Here is a 12,784-nt window from a genome sequence, read left to right as displayed (position 1 = left end):
ATATGGAAAACTTTGCGTATAATAATGTTGATTATTTGGAACTGAAAAGCGTTTCATTTGGTTACAATGATAATGAAGTTCTTCATGATGTTAGTATGAGGTTGGAAAAGGGTGGTCGATATGCAATTATTGGACCATCTGGATCCGGGAAAACGACTATTATTAATACAATAACAGGTCTATATAGTGCAAATTCTGGAGCCATTGCTATCAATGAGAGCTTGCTTGATGGGCAGCATCTAGAAGAGTGGAGAAGGTGGTTTACTGTCGTCTCTCAAGATAATCTCCTTTTCTCTACAACAATTAAAGAAAATTTATTTTTTGGTCTTGATTTTGTGCCATCAGAAAAAGACATTAATAAATGTTTGAAAAATGCTTGCTTAGATGAAATTATTTCCGTTGGTGATTTGGAAAAGAGTGTTGGTGAGCAGGGGATGTCTTTGTCTGGTGGACAGCGACAGAGATTGCAGATTGCGAGAGCTTGTTTAAGGAAAGCTCCGATACTTATTTTGGATGAGGCAACGTCGAATCTTGATGTGAAGACAGAAAGACGTGTGCTTGATAACCTATTAAGATCGCATGAGTATGATATTTCAATTGTCATTTCACATCGCTTGTCTACGATAATAGACTCAGACGTTATTTTCTTTATTGAAGATGGTTATCTTTTGGATCAGGGGGATCATCGAGAGCTCATTGAAAGATGTCCAGCGTATAGATTTTTTGTTCAAAATCAACTCTTGAAGGATTGATATAGGGGAAGAGGGAATTGTGATGGTTGGTTACTCGGCGGATGATTACCTCCGTTTCTCGGCAGATAAGGAGACCATATACTATAGCGAACCTGTTTATGCTTGTGAAGATGCTTATGTTTTGCCGACGAATGACAACTCAGAGCAATGGGGCGTTAGGTCTGATGGGCATTGGACTTATGTCAATTGTCTGATGTACTCTTTTCCTCCTCAAGGTTGGAAAATTCATATCACTTCTACAATTTATGATGCTCAGAATGTTCTCTATGATGTTGCTGAATATCTTTTCGTTAAATCTATTTCTTTTAAATATCTTTCAAGTAGAACTTGTTTCATTCAGGCGAATGGAAAATATGCGGATAGACTTGAGTCAGGTAAATTCATAACTATTTACCCCAGTTCTGAACATATTTTTATTCAGCTACTAAAAGATTTAAAAACCATTGTTTGTAAATATGATGATGGTCCTTATATCTTAACTGATAAACAATGGCAAAATAGTAATGTATTTTTCAGATATGGTGCTCTGAAGCCGCGCTTTTCAAACGAAAAGAATGTACCTGTGATAGTGACTCCTCAGGGTGATTTAATACCGGATAAAGAATTACCGCTGTATTCCTTGCCTTCTTTCGTTGATGAACCTATATATGTTAAAGAGAATAATTATTTTATTGAATACTCAAATGGAAAATTAACGGATTATCAAATAGACTCCGCTGTCCATTTTAGTAATAACGGTGGGGTGTATCTCGCTTCGCGAAACGGCAAAAAATATATCCTTAAAGAAGGGCGAAAAAATGTTGGGGTCAGTGATAGGTCATGTTTGGATGCTTTTCATCGAATCAAGCATGAATATCAAATCCTTCGTTCCTTGAGTCCGCTCTCTGATGTTGTGAATGCTGTCGATTGTTTTGATGTCTGGAATCATGCATTTTTAGTTGAGGATTTTTTTGAAGGTCGAGATTTGCAGCAGTACATAGCAATGGAATTCCCTTTCGATGGATGCTCTGCTCGGACGGATTGCTCTGATTCTTATTGGCGAGGGTGTAAAGAGATCGCAACCAAATTGGAAAGTGCAATTGCGAAAATGCATGGAATTGGATTTGCGGTTGGAGATTTGAGCTTATCAAATGTGCTGATTAATGATTCTTTAGAAATTAAACTGATTGATTTTGAGGCGGCGAAAAAACTTTCCCAAGATTTTCAAGTAGATATCGCTACTCCAGGATTTACCAACGATGCTGTATGCAACTATGAACAACAAGATTGGTATGCCTTCGCGGTTATAGTGCACCGCCTTTTTGTTCCCATATGTCCCCTTTATTATCTGGCTCCTTCGTTGTTGTTCTGTCAGGATTATATGGTGCAAAAGCACTTTGGGAATGAGGCAGTTTCTTTTCTTCGGTCTGTCAGATCGCGAATGCTTGGCTTGACTCCGTTATTGTCTCATGGACCATTTATCGACAAAGCGTTACAGGCTTGTGACAAGCTTTTAGATCCTGAGAATATTGAAACCTTTATGAGACTTCTTTATAAAGGGATTGTCTCTGGTCTTGACTTGCGAGGTGAATATCCTGTCAAAGGTGATATTTCAATGTATGGCGATGAGATGTCTAAATATAGCATTGGGTCTGGTTTTGCCGGTGTGAGCTTGGCTTTGCTGAAATCTTCATGTTTGGAAAACTCGGAATGGTTTTATGCTATTGCGCGGGAGAAATATATATCGGTATTACGTAAATTGAAAGACGGTATGTCGTTCCGCGCGGGATTGTTTAACGGTACGGTAGGTGTGGCCATGGCTGCATATGAGGTGTTTTCTCGCGAGGAATGTCATAAAATGCTTTCTTATATCGGAATCTCTCACATTGATTATTTGGCAGGCATTGACGACTATTCCTTGTACTCTGGTTTGTCTGGCATTGGCATGGCTCTTCTGTCATTGGGAGCATCTAGGAACTCGCATGAAGAAAAAATGTTGTCGTATATTCTTTCCAAGGTGTATGAGAGATGCGATTGTGGTTTAACTTCGCAAGACATGCTGAGTTCGAAAGCGGACTTTACCTTAATGAAGGGCTGGTTGGGTGCAGGTCTGTTCCTGTGGAAGGCTTCTCTTTGCAGGAAAGACGATGCTTTGCGCTCCCGTGCGGAAAGCATTTTTCGTCTTACGCTAACGCATCTTGCCAATGCGGATAACAAGGAGCGTCCGATGTATTACGTGGATCATTTGAAGAATAAACCCAGAACAATGCCTTATCTGGATTGTGGAACTTCTGGTGTGGCCCTAGCTTTTATTGAAGTCTATAAAGATGGTAATGAGTCAATGGAATTCCTTAATGAGGAGTTTCTTAGAAGGCTTTCCCAAGGTTCAGATATGGTTTGCACGTTTAATGGTGGCTTATTCGGGGGTTATGTGGGACTGTTGCCTGCTGCAATAGCGTTGCGCGACTTAGGTATTGATGATGAGCTGTGGGAGCGGATTATTGATGGATTGAATCTTTACCTGATGAAGAACAATGGAAACATTGTTTTCCCGGGACTTTATGGATACAAGTGTTCCATGGATTTGGGGACGGGATCGGCCGGTGTGCTTTTAGCGTTAAGTGATTCTGGGCGATCAGGGGAATGGGGATCTTGGATGCCGGTTCTGGAAAATGAGGATTTTTCGCTTTTCCGTGTTTGAAAATAGCTATTGCTGCTGGCTGGGTGATGGCCTGTACGTGATGCAATGCGTGGCTATATTTGTATGCTTAGGGGTGAAGGTGAGTGACGATGTATTTGGGAAAACGAATAAGAATCGCTATCGTGGACAATGACAGATTGACGCTTGGCGTTATGAAGATGATGATTGAGCGTATTCTTCCGCAGGCTAACGTGTGTTGGGCTGTATCGGATGGTCTGACCGCGGTGAGTAAGAGTCTTAACTCGCGGACGCGTCCTGATGTATTGCTTGTGGATATGTCTCTAGAGGGAATGAGCGGTTGCGATGTGTGCCGGACCATTCGTGAGGAGACTGCTCAGGTTGATTTAGTGGGCATGACTGCTTTTTCTCTGGACCGTTACTGTGTGCCTGCTCTGGAAAACGGAGCGAGCTGTCTTGTGGATAAGGCGAATGTGAAAGGTCTTTGCCATGTCTTATGTGCAATAGTGAATGGGCGGCGGGCGGATGTTAAATATGCATCTTCCGAAAGTGCGCAGGAGTCGCATGAGAGATTATTGACTGCCAAAAGTGGAAATGTCAACTATGAAACGTTTGCGAAAAGGGAACGAGAGGTTATGGGGCTGTGTTCCCTGGGTTTTACCTCAAAGGAGATCGGCATCAAGCTTGGCATAGGGGAACCTACAGTGAAAACGTATATTCGAAGGGTCATGAAGAAATTAGGGGCTAAAAATAGGACTCAAGCAGTAATTCAATGGATGGAAATTAATGAACGTGAGTACTAAAAGAGTAAATCCATTTATTTCATGGTGCGTATTTCACCTCCAATATCTGCTTGTAGCGGTTTGTGTCATCATGACTATTGCGGAAATACTGTTTTTCCCTTCTGCGGGTGTGATGACATTTTTCCTCGTATGCGTGCATGTATTAGCTGTTGTCCTGATGCCGCGGCGGCCGATTATATGTTGCAATATCATTTTTTTTTACTTTTGTGATTTGCTGTCTTATTCCAGATGACGGTGGTCCAAGCTTTTTATGGGGAACTTGGTTGGCTCTGGGGTATGCGGGGCTGCGAATTGAGTCGTTGTGGGGGATGCTGTATCCGTTCGCGGTGGCATTGGTTCGAATGTGGCGCTTTAATGCTGATGGTGTGGCGGCCAATGAGTATTTCATGTTAATTCTTGTCATGTTCTTTGCATACTTCGTCGGAAAAACGTTTGCGTGGAAAGAACTTGCTGCCCAGCTCAAACAAAACAAACTAAGGTATGAAAAATTAAGTCAGCACGTCGAATACCTGCGAAAAGAGAGCGTGGTAGCCAGCCGAATTCATGATTCAGTGGCTGGTAACTTGGCATACATGGCAATTTTGCTGGACGGTCTAATCTTGGATGCTGAGAAGAACAAAACCTTTGACGAGAAAGAAATAAGAGAAGTGAGGGCTCTCGTCGTAGAAACTTTGGATGAGATGCGATCTGTTGTTGATTTAATGAATGGTGGAAAGACGGAATCAGTACAAGCGGACAATATGAGTCTCTCTGGATTGCAAATTGTAGGTGAGCAAGGGGATTCCTTCCTGAAGGAACTCGGATTTCATGGAAAGACGAGAATTGCGCTAAAAGATTTGAAGAATCTTGATGATGCTTTTTCCCGTGAGGTTTTTTCTTTGATTCATGAGCTATATACAAATATCGCTGTGCATGGAAGTCCAGGAGGTGAATACCGTCTCATTGTTTTTTGGGATGACGATGATTTAATTCATGTGGATCAGGTGAATGATATTTCGTCAAAGAACTTATTTCCTGACAAGCCGGTGTCCGGAAGCGGTTTGTCGCTGCATATGAAATGGATTAAGTCCATAGGAGGATTTGCTAAAACATCTTCTGAAAAAGGAGCATGGCAGTTTCATGCGCGTTTTCCTGTCATCATGTCAGAAGACTCGGCAGAGCCAGTGTAGACTTGGAGGGCACTTGGGATATATCTTGGCGGAATACGTATTGAGAGCGTTTGCTGATGTAAAAGGACCAGGGCTGGTCATGGAGCTAGGTGCTTCCATTATGATGATGGACAACAGTATAGCGATTAGTTTCATTTTTCCTCCTCTTCGCAGCGCCAGTTTGTCATAGGTGGAATATCCTTGTAATTATTTGTCGTAGGGAGTCATCTTTAGATGACTTTGGCGACTCTTCCGTTTTTTGATGAGTGGTGCTGTATGTATACCGCGATGTAGTAGTGGCTGAGTACACCTTGCGGTTGTGAGGCGTTCTTATCTAATAGGGAATCAAACCGGTTGCATGGTTTAGTTTGTGCGCAAGAGACCTGCAATGTTGGCATATGTTTTACTACGTGTCGACGAGAGCTCATGGTGCTGCACGCCTAGCGCGGCGATAGCATCATCCACGCGTTCTGGCTGCAAACAGCCCACGATAGGTGCAGTCACGCCCTTGGCCCAGTGCCATGCAAGCGCAACCTGAGCCATGGGCACTCCATGGTGTTCGGCTACTTCAAGCACACGTTCGACGATGGGCATGTCTTGGGCTTGCGCTTGATCATACTTGTTGCGCATGGTGCCGTCAGTGGTGCGGCTCCTGGCGAATCCTTCTCCCACCTGGCGTTCATGGTTCCGGCAGGAGACCCTGGCGCGATGAGCAACGAATGGCTTGAACCGGTCGATGCGCAAGCGTACGAGTCCCTTGCCTGAACAGACGGGCGCATACATGTGATTCAGCCGGGGTCAAGTCAGACTCGGCTGAATCTATTCGCCACTCACATGCGAAAGGCTTATCTCATGTTTGTCCTAAGGTGGGATAGGGGGAACCGAGAATAATCGCAAACTTATCGTCAATTGCCTGCCGTTGACGCCATTCGAACAAGCGCAGTTTATGCGTGCAGCCAAAGGCGTGCCGCAAGAATTCGTAGGCGATCCGGCGCAGCGTGGCAACATGGCAAGGACGGCCATCATCCCCGAAGAGCTCAAAGCTCAAGTCACCGTCATCGTCGGCAATGTTGATCCGGGAACATGCCGACAGTGTCCCAAACTCGAATGGTTGCAAACCTGGAGCGCCGGCGTCGACAAATACCAGCGACCCGGCATCCTACAGCCCGGATTCATGCTCAGGGTGGAATTCATTTTGATTGGTCGGCACACCGGGATACAAGCCAGGCGAGGATCTGCTGTTCGCTGACGGGCTTGAAATCCCATGCGTCGAGTCCCACGTTCACACTTCGCGGATCAGTGCCGTCGGGAACGTCCTGATGCGTATGGCCGTAGAGCAGCCAGCCTTCGGTGGTAGGCGCCATATCGGCGAACTCGTTCCAGTTGCTCGGCCAGTCGCCGTGTTCTTCGGCCAATGCCGAGAGTCTGGGGAAGTGGCTCATGGCGATGCTTTGCTGCGTGGTCGCCACCGTTATTTTGCCGGATTCATCGAGAACGGGAAGTTCCATGTCGATTTCGCAGTAGTCGTCGATGGTCTCGAACACGTCTTCGTATAGCATGTCATTGAATCGGAGACGGAAGTTGCGGTCGTGGTTGCCGATGATCAGATGCAGATGTTGGCAGTTGATTCGGCGCAGGCATTCGAGTGTGTGCTCGACGGTGCAACGGTAGGAGAGGTCGCCGAGAATCCACAGTTCGTCGTCGTGCCCGACGATCTCGTTGATATTGTCGATGATGGTGTTCTCATGACGTGCGATGTCGCAGATCGCTTTGAACGATGTCTGATTGTCGTGCACATATTGTTTGATCCACGCGTGTGCGGTGGTGCGGGTCTGCGTCTGCCAGATGTCGAGGTACTCAGCACGTAGCTTGCCATTGTTCAGGAACCCGCGCAGCGCGGTGACTAGTGGATGGCCGAAATGCGTGTCCGAAGTGAAATAACGCATGTGATTCCTTACTATATTGGGAGATTCCGGTGAGCTTGCTGACGGTCTGGTCTTTCTGATCGCGCAGCAGGTCGTCGAGCTTCGCATCGATTTCCTTCAGGTAATCGGTGATTTCGGAGACGTCCTGTTCCAGAGCCATCTGTGCCATGACGCCGCTGATGCCGGTGAGCATGGCGGGGTTGAGTTGCCCTGGCTGGGTGAATTTTAGATGTTTGATGATGCGCCCGTTCGGTTGCCGTACAACACCGGCTTGGAACGGTCCCTTCTTACAGTTCTTGCCGTATTTGGCGACCAGCTCAGCCGATTCCTTGGTGAGTTTTACCCAACGTCCGCTTTCGACCATGGCGTTGCCGGCTGCCTGTGCGCCTTTGCTGGCCGAGGAGACGGTCTGTATGGCTTTGGCTTTGAATGCTTTGGAATCGAAGCCTTCATCCTTGAGCCAGAGATCTATGGTACCGGCGTCGCCGAGGAAGACGATGCCTTGTTCGTCTTGGATGATGGTGACGCTTTTCGTGTCGTCTGGATTGTTGTTCCCGGTGCTGGCATCGGCATCACTGTCTCCGCCTTCGAATGGGATGAGTTCGTTGGAATCGTCGTCGATCATGGTTATTTCCTTCAAATCCACTTGGTAGCAGTATACGACTGGCAGACGCGTCGGTGCGCTTGGGAGTGGCGGGGAACAGGTATGAAAGCAGTGGGGAAGTGGTCAGTCTTCGATCTGGGCATCGCCCGAGTCAAGGGACTGGAAGATCTCGTTGAACAGAGCTTCGGTCTGCGTCTGGAGCTTTTCCAGGCGGTTCTTATGCTCGCTGCCGGTTGTGGATCTGTTCATGGTGTCCATAAGACGAAGGCTTTGCAGGGTGCTCTTCCATCGTTCGACTGGTGCGTTTACGGGAAATTGGTCGGCGTATTGCTCCAGTGTCTCCTCGATGGTGTCAAGCTTCTTGGCGACTCTTGCGGATGGGCTAAGCGCGGCCGGCAGATGCATGCTCGCGGCGGCCTGCTTAAGCTTGCTGCCTACCTGTTGTTCGCTGACAAGCTGCGCCACCTTCTGCATGTTTTCCGGATTGGCCGCAATGTCGACCGCCGTTTTGACGGCATAGGTCGCCGCCGATGCGACGATCCCCTTCAAAAACCCACCTTTGCGCGTCATCGGTTACCCCTTTCAACACGGAACTCTTCTAGGAACAGTGTAGTTCAGAAAAGGCGGGTATTGGTTGATTTATACATGCCTATGCGGCTTGGCAAAAGGAAGAGGCCCTGGAATTGAGCATTGCTAAGAGGCTTGGAAGCTGTTGCTACTACTCGCAGCAGCAATGAGATAGAAAAGAGGCCCACCGCATTTCAGGACGTAAACGTAGCCTTGGATGGGCACTGATGCACAGTATTGTACATCAGTGGGCAATTGAACATGCCGCATGAATGGCAAAATATGCAATCAAGGCGTAGATGCGCAAAAGTGCATGAAAGTGCGCAAGAGTGCGCGAACACGTTCTGGCGGATTACTAACGTGGATGCAGGCTCTATCTGTTGGAACCCCGTCGCGCTCGCGGAGAAAACATGGCTCATGGCGAATGCGGATTGCCCGCATGTTATCCACCGAACAGACAAAGGAACGAACACCATGGGCGTTAAGCATAGTGCGTCTATCGGAGTGGGGAGAATATGGCTGAGAGCTCTAGCGGCTGATTGGTCGATGCGCTGGTGCGTAATCTGAACGGTGAGTTCGACGAGACCGGCATGGAACTCCGCATGGAATTCAGAAAAGCCGAGTTCTCGGAAGATGGCGAAGTCGCGATTCACGCGATTGAGATAGACGACTGAAAAAACTGAGCGACGAAGCGTTGGTTCTGGCGACGGTCGCATCCGCTGGCATGACTGACTATGAGCGCGTCAAACAGTCACTTAGTTGGATGAGCCCTAGTAAATACCATCAAAGCCAAGGAATGGCTGCGTGATTATCTCCAAGAAAACGTCTGCGACCCTTGTCTGTTTCTATGTTGCCTTCTACTCAAAAGTGTTTTCCCATACTTGATAAATATCATTTAGCTGATTAGCTTCTTTGTCGGGAAGGACAATCCCAACGCTGTAACGAGCTCGCGTGACTGCAACATAAAAGCGTGAACATGTTTGTTCTTTTAAATCTTGTTCATGATTGCTGAGCCATTTTCGGACACTGCCGACAGGATAAATCAGAACGTCATCATAGGTCCTTCCTTTAGATTTGCCGAAATTGAGAATGTTGGATGAATCTATGGTTTTGATGTTGCTTTTATCGCGAAGGACGACTGGATGATACTTATCGGAGTAGGCTTGCGCGCACGAATCTGGGACAAGCCAAACTCCAGAATGACGACTTGACGATGATTTCGCTAAAGATTTGGTTTGGGGAAATGTGGGATATAGTTTGTTGGCGAACTGGATAATTGTTTCTCCGCATCTGTGGCTGCCGTTCAAGGTGTTTCGATCTACTGGACATCTACCGATCAGTTTCCTTTCCTGAAGAAAGCATTCAAGTGTTTTGCCCTTGTTTTTGCGGCTTCCATTGGTTCTATAAGTTTTCTGTCGCTCATCTCCACAGAGGATTATATTGATATCGGAATTGATGAGAAGTTCTATGAATTCGTAGTCGTATCCAGCCATATCTTGAACTTCGTCAATCAGGACAGCATCAAATATGCGTTGCAGTCTATTAAGTACTGCTCCGCCACTCTGCTTATTACAGAGCAAAGCGAGTTCAGGCAGCTTAGCCGCATAAATTGCGTTGGACGAGTTGCAGTAATGTCTAAGGGCTGGCTGTTTATAATAATTACGGCCTTCTGGCTTTATCTGTATGCCGGTAAATTGCATATCTTTAAAACCAGCGGCACCTTGGAATGGGCGCACCCCATGTTCTAGCAGAAAGCTGAACCATGGAAGAATGGTCACGTTCGATGGTACGCATCCGTATTTTTTGATGAGCATGTCTCGAGCGTTTTCTGCGTTCTCATCCGTAAAAGTTGTATATAGATATCTCTTGCTTTTATCTGATGTTTTTTCCAGAAGAAATGTTGTTTTTCCGGAACCCGCCGCAGCTAGATACATTCTAGACATTATTTGCCAACACCAACCTTCTTGGCGCCAACTTTACTGGCAGCCCATTCGATAGCTTTAACAATGTAATTTGGGTATGTTATCTTTTCTGTTGCATCAAATATTTTTAGAGCCACTTCGGTTTTATGTTTTTCCATATAGTCGAGTGTTTCATCGCGGTTATTATTTGATCTGCCCAGAATTTTAGCTAACTTTTCCGCACCTGCCGACTCGTATATCTCAGATTCGAGTGTATTGTAGTTTACTTTTTTCGCTTTCCCCTCAGTGAGATAGCTTTCATCATAAGAAATGACTTGATGGGCATTGGTGGCTTCTGGCGAATTAATAAAAGGATAGTCCCTGTATTTGCTTCGAAGGGCTTCGACGTTCCCGTCATTATCGGTAATGACAACAGTATCTTTTTCGATTTTTCGAGCGATTTCCAAAAATCTTAAGAAAGTGACTCCCCTTACTGATATGACGTCAATGCCGTCCTGAATCGGAAGCCTTCCGTACGAGTCAAGGTATGCACGCTGCACAACGAGTTCGTCGGCATCTCCCTCCACGAGTATTGATGCCTTACAGAGCAAAACGCGCAAGGTACTGTAGCCAGGAGCCTTCATGAAAAAGCGAGATGTATCTTTTTGCAAATCTGCGAAGGAAGTCGATTCGTCTCCGTTTAATAGTATGAGATTTTTGAGGTCAAGTTTGTTTGCCACGAAACTGCTATGAGTCGTTACTATCAATTGTATGTCTTTACAACGGTTTTTAACATCGTCGAGGAACATGCTCAGCCGTGTATGAGATAAGTGGTTTTCTGGCTCTTCAAGAAGAATCACATCTTTTTGACCATCTTTACTTTTCGATAATGCCAATTCTGCAGTGATAATGCTTTTGGTTCCATCTCCCACATTTGAGAAAGGGATATTCTCCAATTTTGTTACAATGCCGTTCTCCCAAGAACTAACGGTATCTGCCTCGAAGCCTAGGGTAACCGTTTTTCTAGTTAGGCTTTCTACCTTCTCGGATATCTTGTCATTGATTTGTTGGACTTTTTCATTTGCGGAAAAGTTGCTTCTCATTTGTCTATGCGCCTGAGAGATAACAATCTGATCACTCGGTTCCAGCACATTCCGAGCAATTCTTGAAACAACCGCTTTAGCATTTGCCCAAGCAAATGCGTGCCCTCCGCCAATTAGTGAAGCATTGAATTTAATCCCGACAGGGCGGATTGATTTACGGGCAAATGTAGTCCAAGAACAAGAGTAGTACTCTATCGGAATTCCAAAGCATTCTCTGGAATCAACGAATTCTTGATATTCATTGGCGAATGAGTCTGTATCCAAGGTGATGCGAAGGGATATACCAGATTCCTTCGCCCCTTTGGAATTGGCGTCCCCTTCATAGAGAGCTAATAATTCTTCTTGGTCATTACCGCCAAATACAGCTTCGATAAGAATCTCTGGCGGTTCGCATTGAGTTCCTGAACGAATATTTTTTATGTATGTGGCTACATTTTCAGCATTAAATAAATCCTCCGACAGATTCCTTGCTAAAGAGGTTCCTCTATATTGTCCATCTAATACTGCGGTGATGACTTCGAGAAGTGTTGACTTTCCCGCATCGTTATCACCGACGACAATATTAATTCCAGGTGAGAGTTCAACTTGCAGCTTGGAAAATCTCTTGAATCCAAATACGCGCATTTCCTTTATATACATCGCATATCCCCCAGACTGTCTAATTAACTATCCGCTTGTTTATATGGATTGGTAACGGTGTGTTGGATGGTTCTCTAGAATGACGAGTCCTCGTTCGGTGAATTCTTTTGGACTCCAGTATCCAAGGGTGGAGTGGAGTCGCTGATTATTGAACCACCATACGTAGTTGTTGAGGTCGCGCCTCAGTTGCTTGGTCGTGGTGTGTGTTTCTGCAAGCTGGCGTCCATAGTACGAGTTGCTGACTTTTCTTGTGCCTCCCTGATTGGAAGGAACAAGTATGACCGAAACATCGTTGTGCGTTTTTGCTGTACCTGTGCCTTCAAGGAGGAGCGTTGTTAACCGGCGACCGATTTATCAGCGATAATCTTTCCCATTTTCTTTGCGAAGCGCTGCAAGCGTCTTGTCCTTGCGTGCCTTTCGTCCGTCCTTATTCCGAATGGTGCCGGTTGGAAGATCGTGCTTCTTTTCATACGTGCCGACAGTGCAGTCGCTTCTTGTCTTACGAACTTTGCCGAACATAATCCGTCTCCTTTGGCTTTAGGCTATTCTAATTGTTAAGCTTGCGCATCATTATATTACCTATTGCTCGAGCGGTGGATAGCTGCATATCGAAAGAGACTTCTAGATCAAGATATACGGAATGATTCCACCATTAGGGGCTGATACTACTGGTATCCACACCATGAAATATTCTGAAATGTTCT

13 protein-coding genes and 1 pseudogene are annotated in these 12,784 nt (G+C 45.8%); 6 read left to right on the top strand and 8 right to left on the bottom strand.

All coding sequences use genetic code 11. The annotated features are described in order from the left end of the window. Positions 1-2 precede the first annotated feature (2 nt). From BBPC_RS05575 to BBPC_RS05560, 4 genes are all read left to right on the top strand, one after another. Entirely contained in the window at positions 3-752 is a 750-nt protein-coding gene (locus tag BBPC_RS05575; RefSeq protein WP_004222520.1) for an ATP-binding cassette domain-containing protein, read from the top strand. A 22-nt stretch (positions 753-774) separates the two neighbouring features. Continuing rightward, positions 775-3,432 carry a class III lanthionine synthetase LanKC gene (gene lanKC, locus BBPC_RS05570; RefSeq protein WP_033524048.1) on the top strand — a complete coding sequence of 886 codons (2,658 nt, stop codon included), beginning with the start codon at positions 775-777 and terminating at the stop codon, positions 3,430-3,432. Between the two features lie 89 nt (positions 3,433-3,521). Next, positions 3,522-4,193, top strand: coding sequence for a response regulator transcription factor (locus BBPC_RS05565; protein ID WP_004222517.1), 672 nt, complete (start codon positions 3,522-3,524; stop codon positions 4,191-4,193). A gap of 263 nt (positions 4,194-4,456) precedes the next feature. Further along, the gene (locus BBPC_RS05560; protein ID WP_050775090.1) at positions 4,457-5,362 is read left to right on the top strand and encodes a type II toxin-antitoxin system RelE family toxin; all 906 of its coding nucleotides are present in this window, start codon (positions 4,457-4,459) and stop codon (positions 5,360-5,362) included. A 342-nt stretch (positions 5,363-5,704) separates the two neighbouring features. Here the strand turns inward: BBPC_RS05560 and BBPC_RS10060 are convergent, their stop codons facing one another. Next, positions 5,705-5,971, bottom strand: coding sequence for an aldo/keto reductase (locus BBPC_RS10060; protein ID WP_229086992.1), 267 nt, complete (start codon positions 5,969-5,971; stop codon positions 5,705-5,707). 12 nt (positions 5,972-5,983) lie between these two features. On the opposite strand from BBPC_RS10060, the pseudogene BBPC_RS10055 reads away from it, so the two are divergent. After that, positions 5,984-6,106, top strand: a pseudogene (locus BBPC_RS10055) (cupin domain-containing protein); the annotation flags it as partial. 425 nt (positions 6,107-6,531) lie between these two features. Here the strand turns inward: BBPC_RS10055 and BBPC_RS05550 are convergent. The 3 genes from BBPC_RS05550 to BBPC_RS05540 form a co-directional block, all read right to left on the bottom strand. Next, entirely contained in the window at positions 6,532-7,287 is a 756-nt protein-coding gene (locus BBPC_RS05550; RefSeq protein ID WP_047749618.1) for a hypothetical protein, read from the bottom strand. Next, positions 7,199-7,891, bottom strand: a complete 693-nt coding sequence (locus BBPC_RS05545) for a hypothetical protein (RefSeq protein WP_227572272.1) — start codon at positions 7,889-7,891, stop codon at positions 7,199-7,201. Before BBPC_RS05545 ends, BBPC_RS05550 begins: the two co-directional genes overlap by 89 nt. 102 nt (positions 7,892-7,993) lie before the next feature. Beyond that, on the bottom strand, positions 7,994-8,440 hold the full coding sequence (locus BBPC_RS05540) for a hypothetical protein (RefSeq protein ID WP_004222506.1): 447 nt from the start codon (positions 8,438-8,440) through the stop codon (positions 7,994-7,996). A gap of 536 nt (positions 8,441-8,976) precedes the next feature. Here BBPC_RS05540 and BBPC_RS10185 point away from each other — a divergent pair. After that, positions 8,977-9,111 (top strand): hypothetical protein, encoded by a 135-nt coding sequence (locus BBPC_RS10185; protein ID WP_004222505.1) that lies wholly within the window; start codon positions 8,977-8,979, stop codon positions 9,109-9,111. 183 nt (positions 9,112-9,294) lie between these two features. Here the strand turns inward: BBPC_RS10185 and BBPC_RS09625 are convergent, their stop codons facing one another. From BBPC_RS09625 to BBPC_RS09910, 4 genes are all read right to left on the bottom strand, one after another. After that, positions 9,295-10,371 carry a UvrD-helicase domain-containing protein gene (locus BBPC_RS09625; RefSeq protein WP_160271620.1) on the bottom strand — a complete coding sequence of 359 codons (1,077 nt, stop codon included), beginning with the start codon at positions 10,369-10,371 and terminating at the stop codon, positions 9,295-9,297. 8 nt (positions 10,372-10,379) lie between these two features. Continuing rightward, positions 10,380-12,080 (bottom strand): ATP-dependent nuclease, encoded by a 1,701-nt coding sequence (locus tag BBPC_RS05530; protein WP_004222499.1) that lies wholly within the window; start codon positions 12,078-12,080, stop codon positions 10,380-10,382. 39 nt (positions 12,081-12,119) lie between these two features. Beyond that, entirely contained in the window at positions 12,120-12,266 is a 147-nt protein-coding gene (locus tag BBPC_RS10050) for an IS3 family transposase (RefSeq protein WP_229087006.1), read from the bottom strand. 168 nt (positions 12,267-12,434) lie between these two features. Next, complete coding sequence (locus BBPC_RS09910) at positions 12,435-12,599, bottom strand: hypothetical protein (protein WP_004222498.1); 165 nt, start codon at positions 12,597-12,599, stop codon at positions 12,435-12,437. Between the last annotated feature and the right edge of the window lie 185 nt (positions 12,600-12,784).

The sequence above is a fragment of the Bifidobacterium pseudocatenulatum DSM 20438 = JCM 1200 = LMG 10505 genome, from assembly GCF_001025215.1.
Taxonomy (GTDB): domain Bacteria; phylum Actinomycetota; class Actinomycetes; order Actinomycetales; family Bifidobacteriaceae; genus Bifidobacterium; species Bifidobacterium pseudocatenulatum.
The sequence above is the reverse complement of the archived record's forward strand: the minus strand, read 5'-3'. Positions and strand labels throughout refer to the sequence as shown.

Coding starts and splice junctions, on each gene's coding strand:
- BBPC_RS05575 (WP_004222520.1), top strand. CDS start 3: ATGGAAAACTTTGCGTATAATAATGTTGATTATTTGGAACTGAAAAGC.
- lanKC (WP_033524048.1), top strand. CDS start 775: ATGGTTGGTTACTCGGCGGATGATTACCTCCGTTTCTCGGCAGATAAG.
- BBPC_RS05565 (WP_004222517.1), top strand. CDS start 3,522: ATGTATTTGGGAAAACGAATAAGAATCGCTATCGTGGACAATGACAGA.
- BBPC_RS10060 (WP_229086992.1), bottom strand. CDS start 5,971: ATGCGCAACAAGTATGATCAAGCGCAAGCCCAAGACATGCCCATCGTC.
- BBPC_RS05550 (WP_047749618.1), bottom strand. CDS start 7,287: ATGCGTTATTTCACTTCGGACACGCATTTCGGCCATCCACTAGTCACC.
- BBPC_RS05545 (WP_227572272.1), bottom strand. CDS start 7,891: ATGATCGACGACGATTCCAACGAACTCATCCCATTCGAAGGCGGAGAC.
- BBPC_RS05540 (WP_004222506.1), bottom strand. CDS start 8,440: ATGACGCGCAAAGGTGGGTTTTTGAAGGGGATCGTCGCATCGGCGGCG.
- BBPC_RS09625 (WP_160271620.1), bottom strand. CDS start 10,371: ATGTATCTAGCTGCGGCGGGTTCCGGAAAAACAACATTTCTTCTGGAA.
- BBPC_RS05530 (WP_004222499.1), bottom strand. CDS start 12,080: ATGTATATAAAGGAAATGCGCGTATTTGGATTCAAGAGATTTTCCAAG.
- BBPC_RS09910 (WP_004222498.1), bottom strand. CDS start 12,599: ATGTTCGGCAAAGTTCGTAAGACAAGAAGCGACTGCACTGTCGGCACG.